Raw genomic sequence first — 17,940 nt, 5'->3', positions numbered from 1 at the left:
GAACTTCATGTGCCGTGACGCTAAAGGTCTGCACCAGCTCCGTCAAGAGGCCGTGTGCTCAAGGCAGTTGAGGACCGCGGCCAGGAACTCCGGGGAGTGCCGCCGCGTGTGCCCGTGCGGCCGACGAGCCCGAGCAGGAACCCGGCCGGAATGCTGATCAACCCCGGTGTCTGGAGCGGGAACCAGCGGAAGTCGTGACCGGGGAAGACCGCGAACGGGGTCCCCGACACCGCGGGCGATCCCGCGAGCAGCAGCACGATGACCGGCAGGGTCCCGTAGACGGTCCAGCGCACGCCGGTGGCCGAGTGGCCGGGCAGGAAGAGCGCGTACAGAAGGACCGGGGCGAGCACGGAGGCCGCGACGGCGAACGACAGGGAGATCAGCGTCAGCCGTCCGCGGTCCCCGAGGCCGGCCGACACGAGGACGGCGACCGCCCCGACCAGGACGATGCCCAGCCGCGCCCGGCGGATCTCCCCCGAGGGCGAGGCGCTTCCGTGGGCGGGCCGCCCGCCGAAGTCGCGGGCGAGACTGGAGGCGGCCGCCAGCGTGATGCCCGCGACGGCCGCGAGGGTGGTCGCGAAGACGGCGCAGGCGACGATCGCGAACAGCATGCTGTGCCGGGCACCCCCGGCGACCGGGTCGAGCGCACCCGTCACCATCAGCAGGGCGGTCGCTCCCCCAGGGTCCGCGGCCCGCACGGGACCCCGGCCCATCAGGGCACAGGCACCCAGCCCGGCCACCACGACCCCCGCGCACACGAGGGCCACTGGCCCCACCGCCCAGCCGACGGCACGCCGCGCGGTACGGGCCTCCCGTACCGGGTGCAGCCTCATGGTGATGTGCGGCAGACAGGCGGCGCCGACCAGGAGGGTGCTCGCGAAGCCGATCAGGTCGAGGCGCCCGGCGAGGGAGCGACCGAAGTGGAGTCCGGGGCGCGTGTAGCCGGCGCCCGCGCCGGAACGCTCCCGGGCGGCGCCGAAGAGGGCCGTCGGCGACCATCCGTACCGGGCGAGGACGGCCCCGGAGAGCAGCAGCATGGCGGTGAGCGCCACACCGACCTTCAGGATCTGTACGTACCCGACGCCTCGCATCCCGCCGAAGGCGGCGTAGCAGACCATCAGGGCTCCTCCGGCGACGGTGCATCCGGTGAGCGCGCCGTCCGGGAGCCCGAACATGGCCGTCATGATGCGTCCCACGGTGGACAGTTGCACCAGGAGCAGCGGAGCGAGGACGACGAGGGAGGCGACGCCGAGGGCCCGGCGCACGGAGGGGGTGCCGAGGCGGTCGGCGAGGAAGTCTCCCAGGGTGAACACCCCTTTCCTGCGCAGGGGTTCACCCAGGATCCGCATCACCAGATACAGCGAGACGACGGTGGCGCAGGCGAAGAGGATGCCGTCCGCCCCGTCGAGGGCGACCGCGCCGGTGGTGCTGAGCAGGGTGGCCGCGGAGATGTAGTCACCGGCGATGGCCAGTCCGCCCCCGACCGGTCCGAAGGCCGCGCCGCCGCCCGCGTAGAAGTGCTCGGGGTCGTCCAGGTCGGCCGCCGCCAGACCGCACAGCAGCAGGGACACGGCGACGAAGCCGAGGAAGACCACGACGGCGAGCGACTCTCCGTTCACCGGCAGCGGGGACGAGGAGGCGAGGGACACGGGAGACACCGGGGACGCGGGCGATGCGGGAGACATGCCGGGCATGGCATCAGCCGGGTGGAGGCGCGTACAGGGAATGGCGCCCGTGGGAGGCGGGGGCACAGTGTTCACGTGATGGGGTTGTGCGGCGGCACATCGAATCGAGCGGACGGTTCGCGTTGACCCATTGGAATGATTCACCGGCGCGGTGGGGTGAACGACGGGAGGGTGGGCCCCGCATGACCGGTCGCCGGTCCCTCGCGGTCACTAGCGTGGGTGCCTGTGTCGATGAGCTATGCCTTTGTGAACCTGAAACCCGGAGTGGGCAAGACGACGAGCGCGGTGTGGTTGGCTCACGCGCTGCACGAGTCGGGCTTCTCACCGCTGCTGGTGGACAGCGACCCCGCTTCCTCGGCGCTGCGATGGAGCGAGCTGGCCGGAGGTTTCCCCTTCCCCGTGTTCTCGCTCCCGGTGGGCGACGTGCACCGGCGCGTCAACGACTTCCTCGGCGACCGGCAGGCCGTGGTGTTCGACGCCCCTCAGATGGAGGACCACGCCCACATCGCCCGGAGCATCATGCGGTACGCGAGCGAGTGGATCGTGCCGGTGACCCCGTCCCCGATCGAACTGGACCGCATGGCGCCCATCGGCCGCGAGATGGGCGACGTACAGTCCCTGCGGTCCCGGCCGGCCCGCTCCGCCGTACTGCTGAACCGTACGAACCGTCCGGACGCCACACGCACCGGGCCCGACGCCGACGCGCGCGACGCGCTCACGGAACGCGGCTTCGACGTGCTGTCCACCCACATTCCCCGGCTCGACCTGTACTCCCAGTCGTTCGGCAGCCCTGTCACGGTCAAGGGATCGGCGTACATGGATCTCGCGGACGAGCTCATCAAGCGTCAGGACACGAAGTGAACCAGCGCAAGGACACCTACCGGGCCGCCCTGCAACGGGTACCGGATGTCGAGCCACCCCGTCACACCGAGGTCGCGCGCCTGGACATGCGGTACGTCCGGGTGACGATCGAGCTGGACCCCGCGCTGCGGCGGGAAGTGACCCGGTGGGCGGGACCACCCGTGTCCGCGCTCCTGCGCGTCGGCGCCGCCGCGCTGCGGCCCCTGACGCGCACCACGTAAGCGTTCGTCCGGGGCACCACGTAAAGCACTCATCCAGGCACCACGTAGGCGTTCGCCCGGGCACCCCGTAGGCGTTCGTCCGCGCAGGCCTCAGTCGTTCGCCCGGGCAGGCCACGGGTGATGCCGCTCGCACCGCGGGGCGCCGACGGTGCCGGGGCGAGGGCTCAGGTCTCCATCGGGTGGCCGCCGTCGCCCTCGACGACGACCCGGTCGACGCCCGGTTCGTCCCCCCGCTCGACCATCGTCAGGTCGATCTCCCCATCACCGGTGGTGTCGAACTGGTAGAGATCGGCCATGCCGTCACCCGTGGTGTCGGTCATCCAGACGTCGGTCTTTCCGTCGCCGTTGGTATCGGCGCTGAGGACGACATGGTGCTCCTCGCCCAGGGTCTCGATCACTTCGTCCGTTCCCTCGTTCGTCTCCATGACGGCCGGTTGCCCCGGCCGACAGGTCCAAAACAACGGGTCGTTCCGGCCTGGAGGTGCCGGGGGACGGTCAGGCCAGGGAGCGGGTGAGCAGACGGTTGCACCGCCACCGGGCGAAGGCACAAGCGCGACGGCTCCGCCGGAGAATGAACGCGGGCGGGGCGCCCGCCGGGGTGGTCCCGTTTCCCGGCCGCGATCCCGGGACAGTGCGCAGCCAGGCCCGGCCATCGGCGTCTCGGAGGTAAGGCAGGATGGGTGTCATGACCGAGATCCGCACCCCCCGCCTCCTCCTCCGCCGCTGGTACGACGACGACCTCGCCCCCATGGCGGACATCAACGCGGACCCCGACGTCATGCGCTGGGTCGACGACGGTTCGGTCCGCGATCTGGACGACACGGCCGAGGCGATCGAGCAGTGGGAGGACGAATGGGACGAGGAGGGCTTCGGTCTGTTCGCCGTCGAACTGCTGGCCTCGGGTGAACTGGCAGGATTCGTGGGCCTGTCCGTGCCCGACTACCTGCCCCAGACACTCGGCGCCGTGGCGATCAGCTGGCGGTTCGGTTCACAGTTCTGGGGCCAGGGCTACGCGTCCGAAGCCGCCCACGCCACACTGGAGTTCGCCCTCCAGGACCGCGGCCTCGACCGTGTCATCAGCATCAACCGCATCGGCGACACAGCCTCGGAGAACGTCATCCGCAAGCTCGGCATGAAGCCGGAGAGCGAGGCGACGCACCCGCAGTACGGCTTCCTCTTGAGCATCCACGCCATCGATCTCACCGAGTTCCAGGCGTGAGCCCTCTCCCGCACGCGTGAGCCCCTTCGGTGAGGCTTCGGCGCGCAGGCTTCGCCCCGCCCAATTCGCTGGGCCGGCTTCGGTGGGCCTCGTTCCGCAGGCTTCGGCCCGCCCTATCCGGGGGGCGGCGGCTCCGGTTGGCCTCGGCCGGCCCGCTCGCGTCGAGCCTCAGCCGGACTCCGGTGCGCCGGCCGTGCCCTCCGCGCCCGCCACTCGGACGGGCACGGTACGGCGAAGGGTTTCGGCCACCGCCGTGTTCGCGACCACGACGATCGCCATGACCGCGGCGGCGACGGGATGCCCCACTCCGTACACGGCCGCCACGCCGCCGCCCAGCACCACCGCCTTGACGACAAGCACGACGGGCAACCCCGGCCGCAGCCGCGCCTTCGGTGCCGCGAACAGCGACCAGAGCACGACGGCCAACAGAGGCGCCCCCACGCCGAGCAGGACATGGAGCAACTGGCTGCGGCTGGTGGTGAATCCCCACCAGCCAAGACTGGCCAGCGCCACGATCTCCACCACGAACGCCAGGAGTTCGTTGGCCGCGAACCACGGCCGCTCGGCGAACAGGGCTGTGCCGGGGTCCGTAGACATGGAGTCCTCTCGGTGTGCCAGGACGCCCAGCATGACAGGGCGGCCCCCCGGACGGACCCGTTCAGCAAACCCGTGGCCAGAGCCTCCCCGAAGGTCGGCGAGCAACGCTCTCGGACTCCAGATCCAGGGAACACAGCCTCGCCGCTTGGCTGTTGAGAGCGATGGCGCGGCCGACGCGCGGCCGTGCTCCAGGGTGTCGCTGCCCAGGATCTGTCCAAGATCCGTCCACGGGTCCGATCGAGGAAGAGCGGTGATGGCGCGATGAAGGCCGTGCGGTTCCACGAATACGGCGGGATCGATGTGCTCCGGGTGGAAGAGGTGGAGCGCCCGGTGCCCGGCCCCGGGGAGGTACTGGTCGAGGTCCGCGCGGCTGGAATCCAGCCCGGCGAGACGATGATCCGCGAGGGTGCGCGGCACGGACGCTGGCCGGCGACGTTCCCTTCCGGGCAGGGCAGCGATCTGGCCGGTGTCGTGGTGGAGGCGGGTCCGCAGGTGCGCGGCTTCGCGGTGGGCGACGAGGTCCTGGGCTTCACTCACAGCCGGGCGAGTCACGCCGAGTTCGTCGTGGCCGAGGACGTGAAGCTGGCCGCACGTCCGGAGGGTCTCGCCTGGGAGGTGGCCGGGTCGCTGTACGTCGCCGGTACGACCGCGTACGCGACCGTGTTCGCGGTGGACCCCGGACCGGCCGACACGGTCGTGGTCTCCGGTGCAGCGGGCGGCGTGGGGTCGCTCGCCGTGCAGCTCGCACGGCGGCGCGGGGCCACGGTGATCGGGCTGGCGAGCGAGCGGAACCACGCCTGGCTGAAAGACCACGGGGTCGTCCCGATCGGCTACGGCGAGGGCGTGGCCGAGCGGATCCGGGAGGCTTCCGGCGGACAGGTCGACGCGTTCATCGACACGTTCGGCGAGGGTTACGTGGACCTGGCCGTGGAGTTGGGCGTGCGGCCCGAGCGGATCAACACGATCCGCGACTGGGAGGCGGCGGCCAGGGTCGGCGCACGTACGTATGGAGAAGGCGCGGCGGCATGCGCGGTGGTGGTCGGCGAACTGGCCCGGCTCGCCGCGCGCGGGGAGTTGGAGGTGCCGATCGCGCGTACGTACCCGCTGGAGCAGGTGCGGGACGCGTTCCGGGAACTGGAACTGCGCCAGACCCACGGCAAGATCGCGCTCCGGCCCTGACCCGACTGTCGGGAGCGGCCCACGGGTGTACGGCGCCGGTCCATCACCCGTGTACAGGGCCCGGGCGCCGGTCCACCACCCCGCGCACAGGGCCCTGTTCGGGGAGCCGTATCGCGCTTCGACTCGGCGGGAGGTGAACTACCGCCCTTCGGGGGCGACTTGGATTCGTACGGGACTCGATGTCACGCGTCGGCGGCCACTGCCCGCAGAGCGGCCAACGACTCCCGGATGAACTGGGCCAGTCCCTTCTCTTCGGTCCGGTCGACCCAGCGTCGGAACGCGAACTTGAACACGGCGATCCCGACCTCCGCGGCAAGGCTCGCGGAGGCTTCGTCGACGCCACGCAGTCGCAGTGCGTCCGAGAGCGCCGTGGACAGGGAGACGAGTTTGATCAGCTCGCGTTCCTGTAGCTCGGTGTTGGCATCGATGACGGACTGCCGCTGCCGGGCGTGCTCCTGGCGTGCCTCGAGGACGGTCGCGGCGGCTTCGAGGGCGACCGCCACGGCGTCGAGCGGGGTGGCCGATTCGGGAGCCTCGGCTACGGCGTTCGCGAGCACGTCCCTGAGCTCGCTCGAACCCGCGAACAGCACCTCGCGCTTGTCCGCGTAGTGGCGGAAGAACGTCCGCTCCGTCAGCCCCGCCCGTTCGGCGATCTCCGCGACCGAGGTGCGGTCGAAGCCTCGCTCGACGTAGAGCTCCAGTGCCGCCCGTGCGAGGCGGCCGCGCGCGTCCGGCTGCCATCGACCCATGTCCGGCATCGTACTCGATGGCAGTCACTGACATCGGGGCGCTGCGGCGCCTGTGCGACCTCCTTGCGGTTGCCCCACGGCTTCCCTGCGGCTTCTCCGCGGGCTCCGCCATGACTCCCCCGCGACTCCCCTGCGACTCCCTCACGGCTTCCCTGAGGTTCGATGACAGTCACTGACATCAAGTGCTACGTTTGATGACAGTCACTGACATCGCTGGGTGACCCCGCGCCCTCCTGGCGCGAAGGGGATCACCCGGACTGGAGGCTTTCTCATGCGTGTTTTCGTCACCGGGGCATCCGGATGGATCGGCTCCGCACTCGTCCCCGAACTCATCGGCGCGGGACACCAGGTCGTCGGGCTCGCCCGCTCGGACGCCTCGGCCGCGGCCCTGAAGAAGGCCGGCGCCGACACGGTGTCCGGCACCCTCGACGACCTCGACGTCCTGCGCGAGACGGCCGAGGCGTCGGACGGCGTGATCCACCTCGCGTTCAAGCACGAGCTCGCCTTCTCCGGCGGTTTCCAGGACGCCGCCGACGCGGACCGAATCGCCGTCGAGGCATTCGGCGACTCGCTCGCGGGTTCCGGAAAGCCGTTCGTCATCGCGTCGGGCCTGATCGGCGTGGCTCCGGGACGCGTGAGCACCGAAGCGGACGGACTGACGCCGGACGGTGCGTCCGCGCATCTGCCGGGTGGCCCGCGGACCCGGATGGGCACCGCCCACGTGACCCTCGCCCTCGCCGACCGGAACATCCGCTCGTCCGTCGTACGACTTCCCCCGACCGTGCACGGCGACGGCGACAACGGATTCATGCCGGCTCTGATCGGCATCGCCCGTGCCAACGGTGTCGCCGGTTACGTCGGCGACGGCACCCAGCGCTGGCCGGCCGCACACCGCGACGACGCCGCCCGCATCTTCCGCCTCGCCCTGGAGAACGCTCCGGCGGGATCGGTCCTCCACGCGAGCGCCGAGGAGGGCGTACCGCTCCGTTCTGTCGCCGAGGTCATCGGCCGCCACCTCGGTGTGCCGACCCGCTCCGTCCCCGCCGAGGAGGCTGCCGAGCACTTCAGCTGGCTGTCGGGATTCATCGGCCTGGACAGCCCGGCCTCCAGCGAGCGGACCCGCGAGCTGCTGGGCTGGAATCCGACCGGGCCGGGCCTGATCGAGGACCTCGACAAGGGCCACTACTTCCGGGCGAGCGGGGAGTAGGCACCGATCGCGCGAGAGCCTCCGGGGCGGGCGCCGCCTGTCCGCCAGATGCCGCCCTGGCACTCCTCGGCGCTGCCATTGCGGCAAAACCAGGGCACATTGGCAGATATGCCCCTTTCGTTGCATCACATCGTCATCGACGCGCACGACCTCCCCTCGCTGGCCCGGTTCTGGGCCGAGGTACTGGGCTGGCGGATCCTCTCCGAACGGGAGCGGGAGGTCGTGATCGGGCCGGACGAGACGGCGCCGGTGGGCATCTGCTTCATGCCGGTGACGGGCGACAAGGCCGTCAAGAACCGCCTGCACCTGGACCTGACCGCTACGGCCGAGGACCGGGAGGCAGAGATCGAGCGCGTCCTCGCCCTCGGCGCCCGCAGGGCGGAAGTGGGGCAGAGCGGCCAGGAGTCGTGGATCGTACTGGCCGATCCGGAGGGCAACGAGTTCTGCGTGGTACGCCCGAAGGCGACCCTCGTCGGCTAGGCGGGGCAGTTCGTCGGCGGGGCAGTTCGTCGGCGGGGGCGCGCACGGGATGACGACCAGCGGTCACGGGGTGACGACCAGAGGTGGAGGGGACGGAGGCCGGTCGTTGCGCGCCAGGCCCCGCTTCCCGGACTCGATGCCCGTCCCGGCGTCAACCGCTTTGCCGGGCCTGGGAGTTTCCATCCGATGGTGTCCCACACCGTCCCGAGCTGTCCCGGGACGACGTGGGACGGCGCGGGACGGCGCGGGACGCCCCACGGCGATCGAACGGCCTCGTACGCTCACCACCGAGGCGATCACCGGGCACCGGACAACGGCGGAACCGTGTCTCCGGTGCCGAGCCACCGGCTCCGTCTCACCGACCGTTCAGACCACGTGCGTCGACCCACAGGGGGAATTCCCATGCGCATCAACACGGCCCGCATAGCCAAGGTTCTCGGAACCGCGGCGCTCGTACCGGCGCTGGCGCTGACCATGACGACGACGACGGCGCACGCCGACGGTGACGTGCACTGGGTTCACCGCGACTCGGGCAAGGCCCTGACGGTGAACTGGGCCCACGACCACCCGGACGACGTCACCCTCACCTGGGAATCGGACGTGTGGACGCAGTGGCACGACGTGCACCAGAGCGACGGCAGCTGGCTCGAGAAGAGCTCGGCGGACACGGGCTACTGTCTGACGGCCTACACCGACCACGACGCCTACATGGAGCCGTGCAGCGGCAACAACTGGCAGCGGTGGGACGAGATCGGTGTCGGCGGCGGCAACTGGAAGCTCCGCAACCGGCAGACCCAAGAGTGCCTCGACGGCAACGGCAGCTCCGTCTACATGCACGAGTGCAACGACGGCAACAAGTACCAGCTCTGGTACTGAGCACCAAAGCCAGACCGGGAGCCACTCCAAATAGGTTTGCCGGAGCGGTAGTTGCTCGCGGTCTCGCCGTACCGAACGGCGAGGCCGCGCCGTTCCGCGAGCTTGTCGAGGCGACATGCGCCTCTGTCGCTCCACCTCAGGATGGGTTGGGATGCCCACCGTATTTCGATCACCTGCCTCGACCGACTGTTAGCGTGCACGGATGGAAGATCTGGGACTCGACACGTGGCCGCCCGAGCCGATCAGGACCGAGCGGCTCGTGCTGCGAGGGCCGGAGGCGCGGGACCGTTCGGTGTTCGTCGACCTGCTCGCCTCACCGGAGGTGAACACCTACCTCGGTGGCCCCCGTCCGCGCGACGAGCTTGAGCGCGAGATACCCGAGGTGCCCGAGCGGTGGCCCGGAAGTCTCGTCGTCGATCTCGACGGGGCGATGATCGGCCATGTTCTGCTCAGGCGAGCAGCCGGTGACCGGCGGCCGACTGCCGCGGGGAAGGCCGAGCTCGGCTACCTGTTCCTGCCGCGGGTGTGGGGATGCGGGTACGCCGCCGAGGCCTGCGCGGCGGCACTCGACTGGTTCGACGGCGTCCTTCCCGGTGAGCCGGTGGTGCTCGCCACCCAGACCGCCAACGTCGGCTCGATGCGCCTCGCGGCGAAGCTGGGGTTCACCGAGTTGGAGCGGTTCGAGGCCTGGGGCGCCGAACAGTGGCTCGGCCTGCGGTCTCCTGTCACGCCGCCCGGTTGAGTCAGCGACGGAACAGAAGGTCCTGAGGCAGAGGACAGGAATCAGTTCGCATTCGCCGTGGCTCTGAAGTGCTGCCGCGACCGACACCATTCGGCCGAGTCACGGGAACTCCTTGCCGTGTCATCAGCGGGGCCTTTAGCCTTCCGGCGTCATGCGCATACGAACCGCTGCCGGTGCCGCAGTTCTCGTCGCAACCCTCGCCGCCTGCGCCAGTAACCCACCTGCACCCGCACCTGATTCCGCCGAGCCGGTCGAAGTGACCCAGTACGGAACCGAGATGAGCCACGGTCACCTCGTGTTCTCCGCCAAGTACACGATTCACAACACCAGTCGCTCGCCCATCACCTACAAAATCGCGTTCAAATTCGACGGAGACGGCAACGCCGGCTTCGATCCGAAGTGGGTCACCCGGACCGTCGGCTCCCAGAAGACCTACTCCGAAAGCACGTCCGTCCCCTGGGAAGGGGATGCGGCGTCGACCGGGGTAAAAGTCATCCAAGTGGAACAGATTCCCCTCTGACGCAGTCGGCCCGGCCGCCTGCTCAGGCGTCGGCCACAGCGGGTTCCGCGGACCGTTCCGTGCCCTGTCGGCGAGGCGCCTGTCGTCCTGCGAGGCGGCAGCCGAGGCATTCAGTGTGACCGTCCCGGGCGGTGAGGTCGCGGACGCGCCAGTCCCACTGGGCGGCCGGGCGAGGGCCGCTCGGCTTGCCCCAGCCGAGCAGGTGAAGCACCCACGTGGTCAGCAATGCCAGGGCCAGCATTGCCGCTCCCGCAAGCGCGAGGAGCCCTGATGCCGTGACGACCGCCAAGCCGCACAGCCCGAATCCCAGCGTTGCGATCCCGGCGCCGCTCCAGCCGGCGACAGTGTGGCCAAGGTCGTGGTCGTCGTCACCGTGGATGAACATGATCTCGCTCCTTGAGAGCTGTGAAGATGGTGGGGCTGACTCGTCGCGAGATCCCTTATCTCGCGAGCTAATTATCTTAGATACTAAGAGGACTCGTGAGTGATCACAAGGCGCGCCCGGCCGCGACGGCGGACCAGGCCCTCTACGCCATGGACCGGATGATTGCCACCGCCCAGTTCGGGCAGCAGGACATCGCCCGCCGGATGGGCCTGAACGTCACGGACCTCACCTGCCTGGGCTTCCTCATGGAGGCGTCCATGGCGGGCGAGTCACTGGTCGCGGGCGATCTCGCGGAGCGGGCGAGGCTGACCACTGGGGCGGTCACGGGCGTACTGAACCGCTTGGAGAAGGCCGGTTACACCCGGCGCACGGCGGACCCGGGCGACCGCCGACGGGTGTACGTGGTCATGGAGGAGACCGCTCAACAGCGCATTCTCGAGATCTACGGCCCCGTCTATCAGCGACTGGCGTCCCTCTTCGCCGACTACGGACCGGACGAGATCGCCGTCCTGGCGGACTGGTTCACCCGGGCCCGCACCATGTTCGACGAGGCGTTGCACGAGATCCGGGAGGGAGCGTCGGCGTCACCGCAGGCCGACTGAACTCCCTCGCGTCGAGGGTGAAGCCCCGGCCTCCCCGGATCAAGGGGTCCTCAACAGGCCCCGCGCACAGCAAAGCGGGCCCACGCTCCCGCGCGAGGGCCCGCCATCAACGCCTGGGTCAGGATCCACCGACGGACTCGACGACGTTCGCGGCGCTTGCCGCCTCGTCCTGTGCCATGCGGAGGAAGCGCTGAACCGTCTGGATCGGCATGTCGAGCCCCTCGGACGCCTCCTGAATGCCGCCGAACACCTGCACCGCCTCGGCGACAGCCACGGCCACCTCGACCTCGGCCTTGCGGACCTTGGCCTCGGCCTTGTCGACGGTGTCCACCACCGCCAGCTGACGGCGCTGCTTCTTCTCCTCGTCACGGTCGACGCTGTCGGCACACCCGACGAGATTGCCAGTCGCGCGCTCACCGCGCTGCGACAGCATCAGGTATCCACCTGATATGACAGAGCGTCACCAGCGCACGGCAGCACGACCACCTTCACGAAATGCGTGCCCGAACCTTTGTGTAGGCCCACTCAGACGGTCTGAAGTAGCCCCGCCCGGAGATCGATTGAGGTGGTGTCACGGTTTCGAATGACCCCGGCAGTTGGTGCGAGCCGGCACCACCGGTGTCGTCCGGTGGCATGATCGCGGCATGACTGCAGTGCTGCCGCGGACGATCCGGGCCGTGGACACCGACCAATTCCTCCTGCTTGAGGAGGAAGCGGCGCGGTTGGGCTTCAGTCAGCGGCTGCCGGCCGATTGGCTGCGGGAGCACATTCAGGCGGCGGCGGTGCACTATGTGTTCCCAGTGCTTCTCCGAGCCAGTCTTGCTCGGTCTCGCTGCGCTAGCAATTCGCGTGCGGGTGAAGCGGTAACGACCGACTCATTTACTCCAGGTTAGGTTCAGGCGAAAATATGAGGTCGGCGGAATCGCAGTGGGCGGCGCCAGGGACCACTTTCTGCGCTCAGTAGACGAAGAAGTGCGGGGCCGGCTGTTACAAGGCCGGTGGCCCGTGTGCGGCATTCACCCACATGGCGGAACCGCTGGACGTGTCGGCAAGCGCACCCATCGTTCCTACCTAAAAGTGGCATTGAGGATCCGACAAAGTGGATCCCCACTCCAGGTACCAACGAAAGAGGAAGTATGCCCGGCAAGGCCAGCATCGTGTTTGCCCACGGCTTGTGGGCAGATGGATCGTGCTTCGCAAAGCTGATCCCCGCACTCCAGGCCGAGGGCCGCGAAGTCTTCGTCTCGCAGCACGGCCTCGACTCGCTTGAGAGCGACGTCGCCTGCGTCACCCGCGCCATCAACCACGTGCCCGGCCCGGTCGTCCTCGTGGGCCACTCCTACGGCGGCACGCTGATCACCAAGGCGGGCGTGCACGACCGGGTAGGCGCTTTGGTGTACATCTGTGCGCTCGCCCCGGACGACGACGAGACCTCGGCACAGCACCTCGCCGCGTTTACCAGCTCGCCGATTTTCGAGCACCTCGAGGTCGCCGACAATCGCATCTACCTCAAGGAGTCGGGCATCGGCCATTTCTGCGGCGACCTGTCGCCAGAGGAACAGAAAGTCGTGCTGGCCACCGCTAACCCGCCGGTCTCGGACCTCTTCGAACAGCACGTACCCGGCAACGCCTGGCGACAGAAGCCGAGCTGGTTCATCGTGGGCACTCAGGACCGCACGGTGCAGCCGGACCGGGAGCGCGCCTCCGCCGAACGGATGAAGGCCACGACCGTCAGCCTCGACAGCAGCCACGTTCCGATGCTCTCTCAGCCCAACGCTGTCCTCGACGTGATCCGCAACGCTGCGAAGAGCCTGGAGTAGGGCCTTGAGAAAGCCCCGCCGAGCGGTTCTCGCTGTCGGCGTACGACCTAGCTAGCGCGTGTCTTTGGTGGGTTGGCCAGTTGATCGGATGTGTCTGTCCAGTTGGTGATCACTGATCGTTTTCAGAGTGGCCACCGGTCGGGTGACGGGGTGGCCTCCCGCAACGCACGAGGCTCCTGTGCCGTTGAGAGAGGTGTTCGACGTCTCAACTCATCAGCGCAGGAGCCTCGTTGGTTCCCTATCCTGCCGCACTCGACCTCCCGCATGCCCTGGTCGAGTGGGTAACCATGCTCATCGTCACCCGTGAGGGTGACCGCCGCTGCAACCTTCCGCCTCACCAGCGTGCTCTCGTCGGCCCGGTCTACCTTCGCCGGCACGACACGCTCGCGCAGGTCGCCGCCAGTTTCGGCATATCCGTCGGCACTGCCTACGCCTACGTCACCGCCGTCGTCGGCCATCCGTCCCGCCGGGCGCCCGGGCTGCTGCGGGTCCTGCGGGAGACGGATCCCGATCACATCCTGCTCGACGGAACGCTCGCCGAGTACGACCGGGTCGGTGACAGCCGGGCTGACTTCTTCCAGAAGCACCGCCGTCACGGCGTGAACGTGCAGCTCGTTGCCGACCCTGTGGGCAAGCTGCTGTGGATCTCGCCAGCACTGCCCGGCCGCACGCACGACCTGACCGCGGCCCGTAACCCACGCATCATCCGGAGCTGCGAACGCCAGGGTGTGCCCGTCCTCGCCGACCGCGCCTACATCGGGGCCGGCTCCTGGGTGACCACGCCGATCAGACGTCTTCCGCACCAGGACGTCACCGCGACCCAACGGACCATCAACCGGGCCCTGTAAGCGGCACGAGCGCCGGTCGAACGAAGCGTCGCGAGACTGAAGTCCTGGCGCGTCTTCCGCAGGGCCGCTGCAGCCCCAACCGCATGACGGTCATCGCCGCTGCCGTCCTCACCCTGGGGCGGCAACACTGAAAACGCTCCTTACCTTTGTTGGCGGGTTGATTCCGGTTCTTCGTACGATCGGGAGACCCGGGGGCCTGGGTGTGGCTGAAAGCGCGCTCATGCCGTACGTGTGGCTTTGACTGATAGGCCGCCCAGTGCCCCGCGACGACACGGCCACTCATTGGGATGAGCGAACAGATCGCTTCGTAAGGACACGTCGGCGTGGTCGTCTGCAGGGACCAGTCAACCGATCGACGAGGGAGGCTCGGGTGCCCGAGCTCTGGGCGGGGACGGATGCCGGCAAGGCCGCGCATCACTGCACGGTGATCGACACGGATGGGACGAAGGTGCTCTCTCGCCGGGTGCCCAACAACGAGCCCGAGCTCCTGGAGCTGATAGGCGACGTCCTGGCACTGGCTGAGGACAGCCCCGTCACGTGGGCCGTTGATCTGAACGCTGGCGGGGGTGCTCTGCTGATCGCCCTCCTGACCAGCCGTGGTCAGCGGCTGCTCTACATCCCTGGCCGAACTGTCCACCACGCCTCCCGTGGCTACCGTGGAGACGGCAAGACCGACGCGAAGGACGCCTACGTCATCGCCGACCAGGCACGGATGCGCCGGGACCTGCAGGCTCTGCAGGAGTGGGACGAGATCGCGGTGGACCTGAAGATCCTCACCGCCCGCCGCTATGACCTCGCCGCCGACCGCACCCGCGCCATCAACCGGATGCGGGCACAGCTGCTTGAGTACTTCCCAGCCCTGGAACGGACCTTCGACTACGCCGCGTCCAAAGCTGCACTCACCCTGCTGACCGGCTACCAGACTCCGGCCGGCCTGCGCCGGGTCGGCCCGAGCCGGCTCGCGACTTGGCTGAAGAACCGCAAGGTCCGAGGCGCCCAGGCGGTGGCCGATGCGGCGGTCGCTGCGGCGCAGGCTCAGCACACCACCGTGGCCGGGGAGAGGACAGCCGCCGCCATGGTGAACACCCTGGCCCGGTCAGTCATGGCTCTGGACGTAGAGATCGCCGCCGTGGATGCAAGTATCAACGCCCGTTTCCGAGAGCACCGGGATGCCGAGGTGATCCTCAGCTTGCCTGGCATGGGCCCTTTGCTGGGGGCGGAGTTCATCGCCTGCACCGGCGGTGACATGGACGCCTTCGGCAGCTCGGGGCGACTTGCCGGGGTCGCCGGCCTCGCGCCGGTCCCGCGGGATTCAGGTCGTATCAGCGGCAACATGCGCCGGCCGCACCGCTACCACCGCCGGCTTCTACGGGTCTTTTACCTATCCGCTCAGATCGCCGCCCGCTTCTGCCTCACCTCGAAGGCGTTCTACGACCGCAAGCGGGCCGAGGGCAAGAGCCACAAGCAAGCAATCCTCGCCCTCGCCCGCCGACGGCTCGACGTCCTATGGGCACTCATACGTGATCAGCGAACCTTCGAGGCTCAGCCTCCTCAGCGGGGTCTCGCCGCGGCCTGAGCCCGTGGCACGTCTCAGGGTGTGAAGAGCGGCTCGTATGGGTGGCCCTCCGGCGTGAAGATCAGAACGAAGTCTTCTCCCAGCTGGGTGGCTACCTCTCGCAAGCGGGCCAGAGCCTCTGCCTGGTCCGGGAGGCCGAGGCCGAGGCCGAGGCCAAGGGCTGCGGCGGCGCGGTCTCTCCGGGCCACGAGGTCCGGCATGTCCTCCAGATACTCGGCCTCAAGCTCGCGACTCTCCTCGTCCGTGAATGCCTGGCAGCCGCGCCACCACGGGACGACCAGCAGCAGCCGCACCAGCTCGGGCAGGCCGATGGCAACCAGAGCCGCACCTCCTTCGGAGCCGGCATAGAGGATGGGACGTTCCTCGCCGCCTTCACCGCAGAAGAAGTACGTGCCGCCTGCACCATCGCCGGCGAACCCCTCGAGCGCGGCGCCTGAGGCGAGGTGCACTTCCTCGACATGGTCGCCTCGGTCCAGGTCGAAGTCACCCGGCCAAGCGAGAAAACGGGCAGCTTCTTCCTGCTCACGGACGGCAGCGATCAACGATTCCATGAACCGCAGCCTATGGCTCGCTGCTTGACAACCATCATTGGGAATCAGTCACTTGATCCACCGAGTGGATCACACCGGGCCGGCCACTACGCGCCCGGTTTCCGGTACCCCGAGCGGTTGTACTGCTTCCACTTGCTCTGAGTCATCATCCGCGAGCCCTGCAACAGATCCTGCACGACTTCCTCCCAGCCCGGGTCGTCCGTCGGCTCGTAGCCGGCGCGGACGTACTCGACGAAGGTCCACCAATTCTCGGGGTTCGGCGTGCCGCCCCCCAACGCCCGGTCGTGGTTGGTCTGCAGGTCGGAGGGCAGGGTCGGACCGGGGATCCGGTGGCCCAACACCAAGTGGTCCTCCTTGCGCAACGCGGCCAGACGCTCCGGGACGTCGCCCGTGCTGAAGCTGTTCGGATGGAGCTGCAATGCTGGTCTGCGTATTCGGAGGAGTTCCGCCTCAGGATGCGGGCCGAGCCCAATGGTGTCGTTGAAAACCCAGCGCAACCTCTCGCAGATCGCCTCGCTGAGGTACTTGGCGAACCAGTAGGCGTCGCCTTCGTAGTACTGCCAGTTGATGCCGATCAGCACCGCATCGGTGTCGTACACCAGCCAGAAATCGAGGCTTTCGATGTCGTGGCTCTCTGACTTGCGGAGGTAGCAGGCGCGGAGCCGGCTGAGCGGCAGGTGCTCGACCCGTCTGCGGCGCCAGGGCATCCAACGCCGGGTGATGGTCAACGACCGGCCGTCGAATGCGAAGGTCCACCCCGAGTACCGCATGACCATCGCATCAGACATCTGTCCACTTTACCGACTTCACCTGAGCAGCCGTTGTCCTTTCGGATGTGACTGGCGAGTTTCCGCTGGTCAGGCTGTTTCAGCGTGGCCACTGATCGGGTGACGCCGGCGGTGTGCGCAACGCACGAGGCTCCGGTGCCGTTGGGGAGGTGTTCGAAGTCTCAACCCACAGGCACAGGAGCCGCGTTGGTTCCGTATTCTGCCGCACTCGACCTGCCTCACGCCCTGGTCGAGTGGGTGACCATGCTGATCGTCACCCGGGAGGGTGACCGCCGCTGCAAGCTCCCGCCGCACCAGCGTGCCCTCTCGGTCTGGTGTACCTGCGCCGGCACGACACCCTCGCCCAGCTCGCTGCCGGCTTCGGCATTTCTGTCGGCACCGCCCACGCCTACACGGCAACCGTCGTCGACCTGCTCGCCGACCGCGCCCCGGGTCCGCTGCGCGTCCTGCGCGAGTCCGACCCGGAGTACGTCCTGCTCGACGGCACCCTGGCGGAGTGCGACCGGTCGGCGACAGCCGGGCCGACTTCTCTCACAAGCACCGTCGGCACGACGTGAACGTGCGGGTCGTGACCGACCCGGTCGGGCAGCTGCTGTGGATCTCGCCAGCACTGCCTGGCCGCGTGCACGATCTCACCGCGGCCCGCGCCCACCGGATCATCCGGATCTGTGAACGGCAGGGCATCCCGGTCCTCGCCGACCGTGCCTACATGGGAGCCGGCCCGTGGGTGACGACAGCCCTCAGGCGCCCGCCGGACCGTGACCTCACACCCACCCAACAAAGTGTCAACCGCGCGCTGTCCGCGGCCCGGGCCCCGGTCGAGCGCGGCATCGCACGACTGAAGTCATGGCGCATCTTCCGCAGATCCCGGTGCAGTCCGAATCGAATGACGTCAATCGCCGCCGCAGTCCTCACCCTGGAGCGGCAACGCTGAAAGAGCTCCCTACGCTTTCCTGCGGGATGGGGTGAGCCCTTCGTATGGTTGACCCGCCCAGGGGCGCCGGGTGTGGTTCAAAAGGCTCTGCCGCTTGTGG

20 protein-coding genes and 2 pseudogenes are annotated in these 17,940 nt (G+C 68.7%); 14 read left to right on the top strand and 8 right to left on the bottom strand.

Annotation, left to right across the window (positions count from 1 at the left end):
- Positions 1–20: 20 nt before the first annotated feature.
- Positions 21–1,685, bottom strand: coding sequence for a cation acetate symporter (locus ABZV42_RS29795; RefSeq protein ID WP_356054446.1), 1,665 nt, complete (start codon positions 1,683–1,685; stop codon positions 21–23).
- Between the two features lie 231 nt (positions 1,686–1,916).
- On the opposite strand from ABZV42_RS29795, the gene ABZV42_RS29790 reads away from it, so the two are divergent.
- Complete coding sequence (locus tag ABZV42_RS29790) at positions 1,917–2,546, top strand: ParA family protein (protein WP_355989980.1); 630 nt, start codon at positions 1,917–1,919, stop codon at positions 2,544–2,546.
- Entirely contained in the window at positions 2,543–2,767 is a 225-nt protein-coding gene (locus tag ABZV42_RS29785; RefSeq protein ID WP_355989982.1) for a hypothetical protein, read from the top strand. Before ABZV42_RS29790 ends, ABZV42_RS29785 begins: the two co-directional genes overlap by 4 nt.
- Positions 2,768–2,931: 164 nt before the next feature.
- Here the strand turns inward: ABZV42_RS29785 and ABZV42_RS29780 are convergent, their stop codons facing one another.
- Complete coding sequence (locus tag ABZV42_RS29780; protein ID WP_356054444.1) at positions 2,932–3,192, bottom strand: hypothetical protein; 261 nt, start codon at positions 3,190–3,192, stop codon at positions 2,932–2,934.
- A gap of 260 nt (positions 3,193–3,452) precedes the next feature.
- On the opposite strand from ABZV42_RS29780, the gene ABZV42_RS29775 reads away from it, so the two are divergent.
- Entirely contained in the window at positions 3,453–3,986 is a 534-nt protein-coding gene (locus ABZV42_RS29775; RefSeq protein WP_356054442.1) for a GNAT family N-acetyltransferase, read from the top strand.
- Between the two features lie 168 nt (positions 3,987–4,154).
- Here the strand turns inward: ABZV42_RS29775 and ABZV42_RS29770 are convergent, their stop codons facing one another.
- The gene (locus ABZV42_RS29770) at positions 4,155–4,583 is read right to left on the bottom strand and encodes a YrdB family protein (RefSeq protein WP_356054440.1); all 429 of its coding nucleotides are present in this window, start codon (positions 4,581–4,583) and stop codon (positions 4,155–4,157) included.
- 261 nt (positions 4,584–4,844) lie between these two features.
- Between ABZV42_RS29770 and ABZV42_RS29765 the strand changes: the two genes are divergently transcribed.
- On the top strand, positions 4,845–5,762 hold the full coding sequence (locus tag ABZV42_RS29765; protein ID WP_356054438.1) for an NADP-dependent oxidoreductase: 918 nt from the start codon (positions 4,845–4,847) through the stop codon (positions 5,760–5,762).
- 182 nt (positions 5,763–5,944) lie between these two features.
- On the opposite strand, the gene ABZV42_RS29760 is transcribed toward ABZV42_RS29765, so the two are convergent.
- The gene (locus ABZV42_RS29760; protein WP_355990023.1) at positions 5,945–6,511 is read right to left on the bottom strand and encodes a TetR family transcriptional regulator; all 567 of its coding nucleotides are present in this window, start codon (positions 6,509–6,511) and stop codon (positions 5,945–5,947) included.
- A 271-nt stretch (positions 6,512–6,782) separates the two neighbouring features.
- Here ABZV42_RS29760 and ABZV42_RS29755 point away from each other — a divergent pair, with 271 nt between their 5' ends.
- The 5 genes from ABZV42_RS29755 (at position 6,783) to ABZV42_RS29735 (ending at position 10,336) form a co-directional block, all read left to right on the top strand.
- On the top strand, positions 6,783–7,718 hold the full coding sequence (locus ABZV42_RS29755; RefSeq protein WP_355990025.1) for an SDR family oxidoreductase: 936 nt from the start codon (positions 6,783–6,785) through the stop codon (positions 7,716–7,718).
- 108 nt (positions 7,719–7,826) lie between these two features.
- Positions 7,827–8,198, top strand: coding sequence for a VOC family protein (locus ABZV42_RS29750; protein WP_355990027.1), 372 nt, complete (start codon positions 7,827–7,829; stop codon positions 8,196–8,198).
- 402 nt (positions 8,199–8,600) lie between these two features.
- Entirely contained in the window at positions 8,601–9,074 is a 474-nt protein-coding gene (locus ABZV42_RS29745) for a ricin-type beta-trefoil lectin domain protein (protein ID WP_356054435.1), read from the top strand.
- Between the two features lie 202 nt (positions 9,075–9,276).
- Positions 9,277–9,816 (top strand): GNAT family N-acetyltransferase, encoded by a 540-nt coding sequence (locus tag ABZV42_RS29740; RefSeq protein ID WP_356054433.1) that lies wholly within the window; start codon positions 9,277–9,279, stop codon positions 9,814–9,816.
- A 151-nt stretch (positions 9,817–9,967) separates the two neighbouring features.
- Positions 9,968–10,336 (top strand): hypothetical protein, encoded by a 369-nt coding sequence (locus ABZV42_RS29735; RefSeq protein ID WP_356054431.1) that lies wholly within the window; start codon positions 9,968–9,970, stop codon positions 10,334–10,336.
- Between the two features lie 22 nt (positions 10,337–10,358).
- Here ABZV42_RS29735 and ABZV42_RS29730 read toward each other — a convergent pair whose 3' ends face one another.
- The gene (locus ABZV42_RS29730) at positions 10,359–10,721 is read right to left on the bottom strand and encodes an HGxxPAAW family protein (protein WP_356054429.1); all 363 of its coding nucleotides are present in this window, start codon (positions 10,719–10,721) and stop codon (positions 10,359–10,361) included.
- 149 nt (positions 10,722–10,870) lie between these two features.
- Between ABZV42_RS29730 and ABZV42_RS29725 the strand changes: the two genes are divergently transcribed.
- The gene (locus ABZV42_RS29725; protein ID WP_355990047.1) at positions 10,871–11,323 is read left to right on the top strand and encodes a MarR family transcriptional regulator; all 453 of its coding nucleotides are present in this window, start codon (positions 10,871–10,873) and stop codon (positions 11,321–11,323) included.
- A 118-nt stretch (positions 11,324–11,441) separates the two neighbouring features.
- Here ABZV42_RS29725 and ABZV42_RS29720 read toward each other — a convergent pair whose 3' ends face one another.
- On the bottom strand, positions 11,442–11,756 hold the full coding sequence (locus ABZV42_RS29720; protein ID WP_356054427.1) for a hypothetical protein: 315 nt from the start codon (positions 11,754–11,756) through the stop codon (positions 11,442–11,444).
- A 703-nt stretch (positions 11,757–12,459) separates the two neighbouring features.
- On the opposite strand from ABZV42_RS29720, the gene ABZV42_RS29715 reads away from it, so the two are divergent.
- The 3 genes and pseudogenes from ABZV42_RS29715 to ABZV42_RS29705 all read left to right on the top strand — a co-directional run bounded on the left by ABZV42_RS29715 (position 12,460) and on the right by ABZV42_RS29705 (position 15,567).
- Positions 12,460–13,143, top strand: a complete 684-nt coding sequence (locus ABZV42_RS29715; protein WP_355990045.1) for an alpha/beta hydrolase — start codon at positions 12,460–12,462, stop codon at positions 13,141–13,143.
- 230 nt (positions 13,144–13,373) lie between these two features.
- A pseudogene (locus ABZV42_RS29710) lies at positions 13,374–14,122 on the top strand (transposase family protein).
- Positions 14,123–14,361: 239 nt separating this feature from the next.
- The gene (locus tag ABZV42_RS29705) at positions 14,362–15,567 is read left to right on the top strand and encodes an IS110 family transposase (RefSeq protein ID WP_356054424.1); all 1,206 of its coding nucleotides are present in this window, start codon (positions 14,362–14,364) and stop codon (positions 15,565–15,567) included.
- A gap of 14 nt (positions 15,568–15,581) precedes the next feature.
- Here the strand turns inward: ABZV42_RS29705 and ABZV42_RS29700 are convergent, their stop codons facing one another.
- Positions 15,582–16,118: a hypothetical protein gene (locus ABZV42_RS29700; RefSeq protein WP_356054422.1), complete on the bottom strand. Its 537-nt coding sequence runs from the start codon at positions 16,116–16,118 to the stop codon at positions 15,582–15,584.
- Positions 16,119–16,204: 86 nt separating this feature from the next.
- Positions 16,205–16,906 carry a hypothetical protein gene (locus ABZV42_RS29695; protein WP_356054420.1) on the bottom strand — a complete coding sequence of 234 codons (702 nt, stop codon included), beginning with the start codon at positions 16,904–16,906 and terminating at the stop codon, positions 16,205–16,207.
- A gap of 186 nt (positions 16,907–17,092) precedes the next feature.
- Between ABZV42_RS29695 and ABZV42_RS29690 the strand changes: the two are divergent.
- A pseudogene (locus tag ABZV42_RS29690) lies at positions 17,093–17,840 on the top strand (transposase family protein).
- Positions 17,841–17,940 lie beyond the last annotated feature (100 nt).

The sequence above is a fragment of the Streptomyces sp. NPDC005281 genome, assembly GCF_040607495.1.
Lineage (GTDB): Bacteria > Actinomycetota > Actinomycetes > Streptomycetales > Streptomycetaceae > Streptomyces.
Note: the sequence above shows the minus strand (reverse complement) of the source record. Positions and strands in the feature narration are given on the sequence as shown.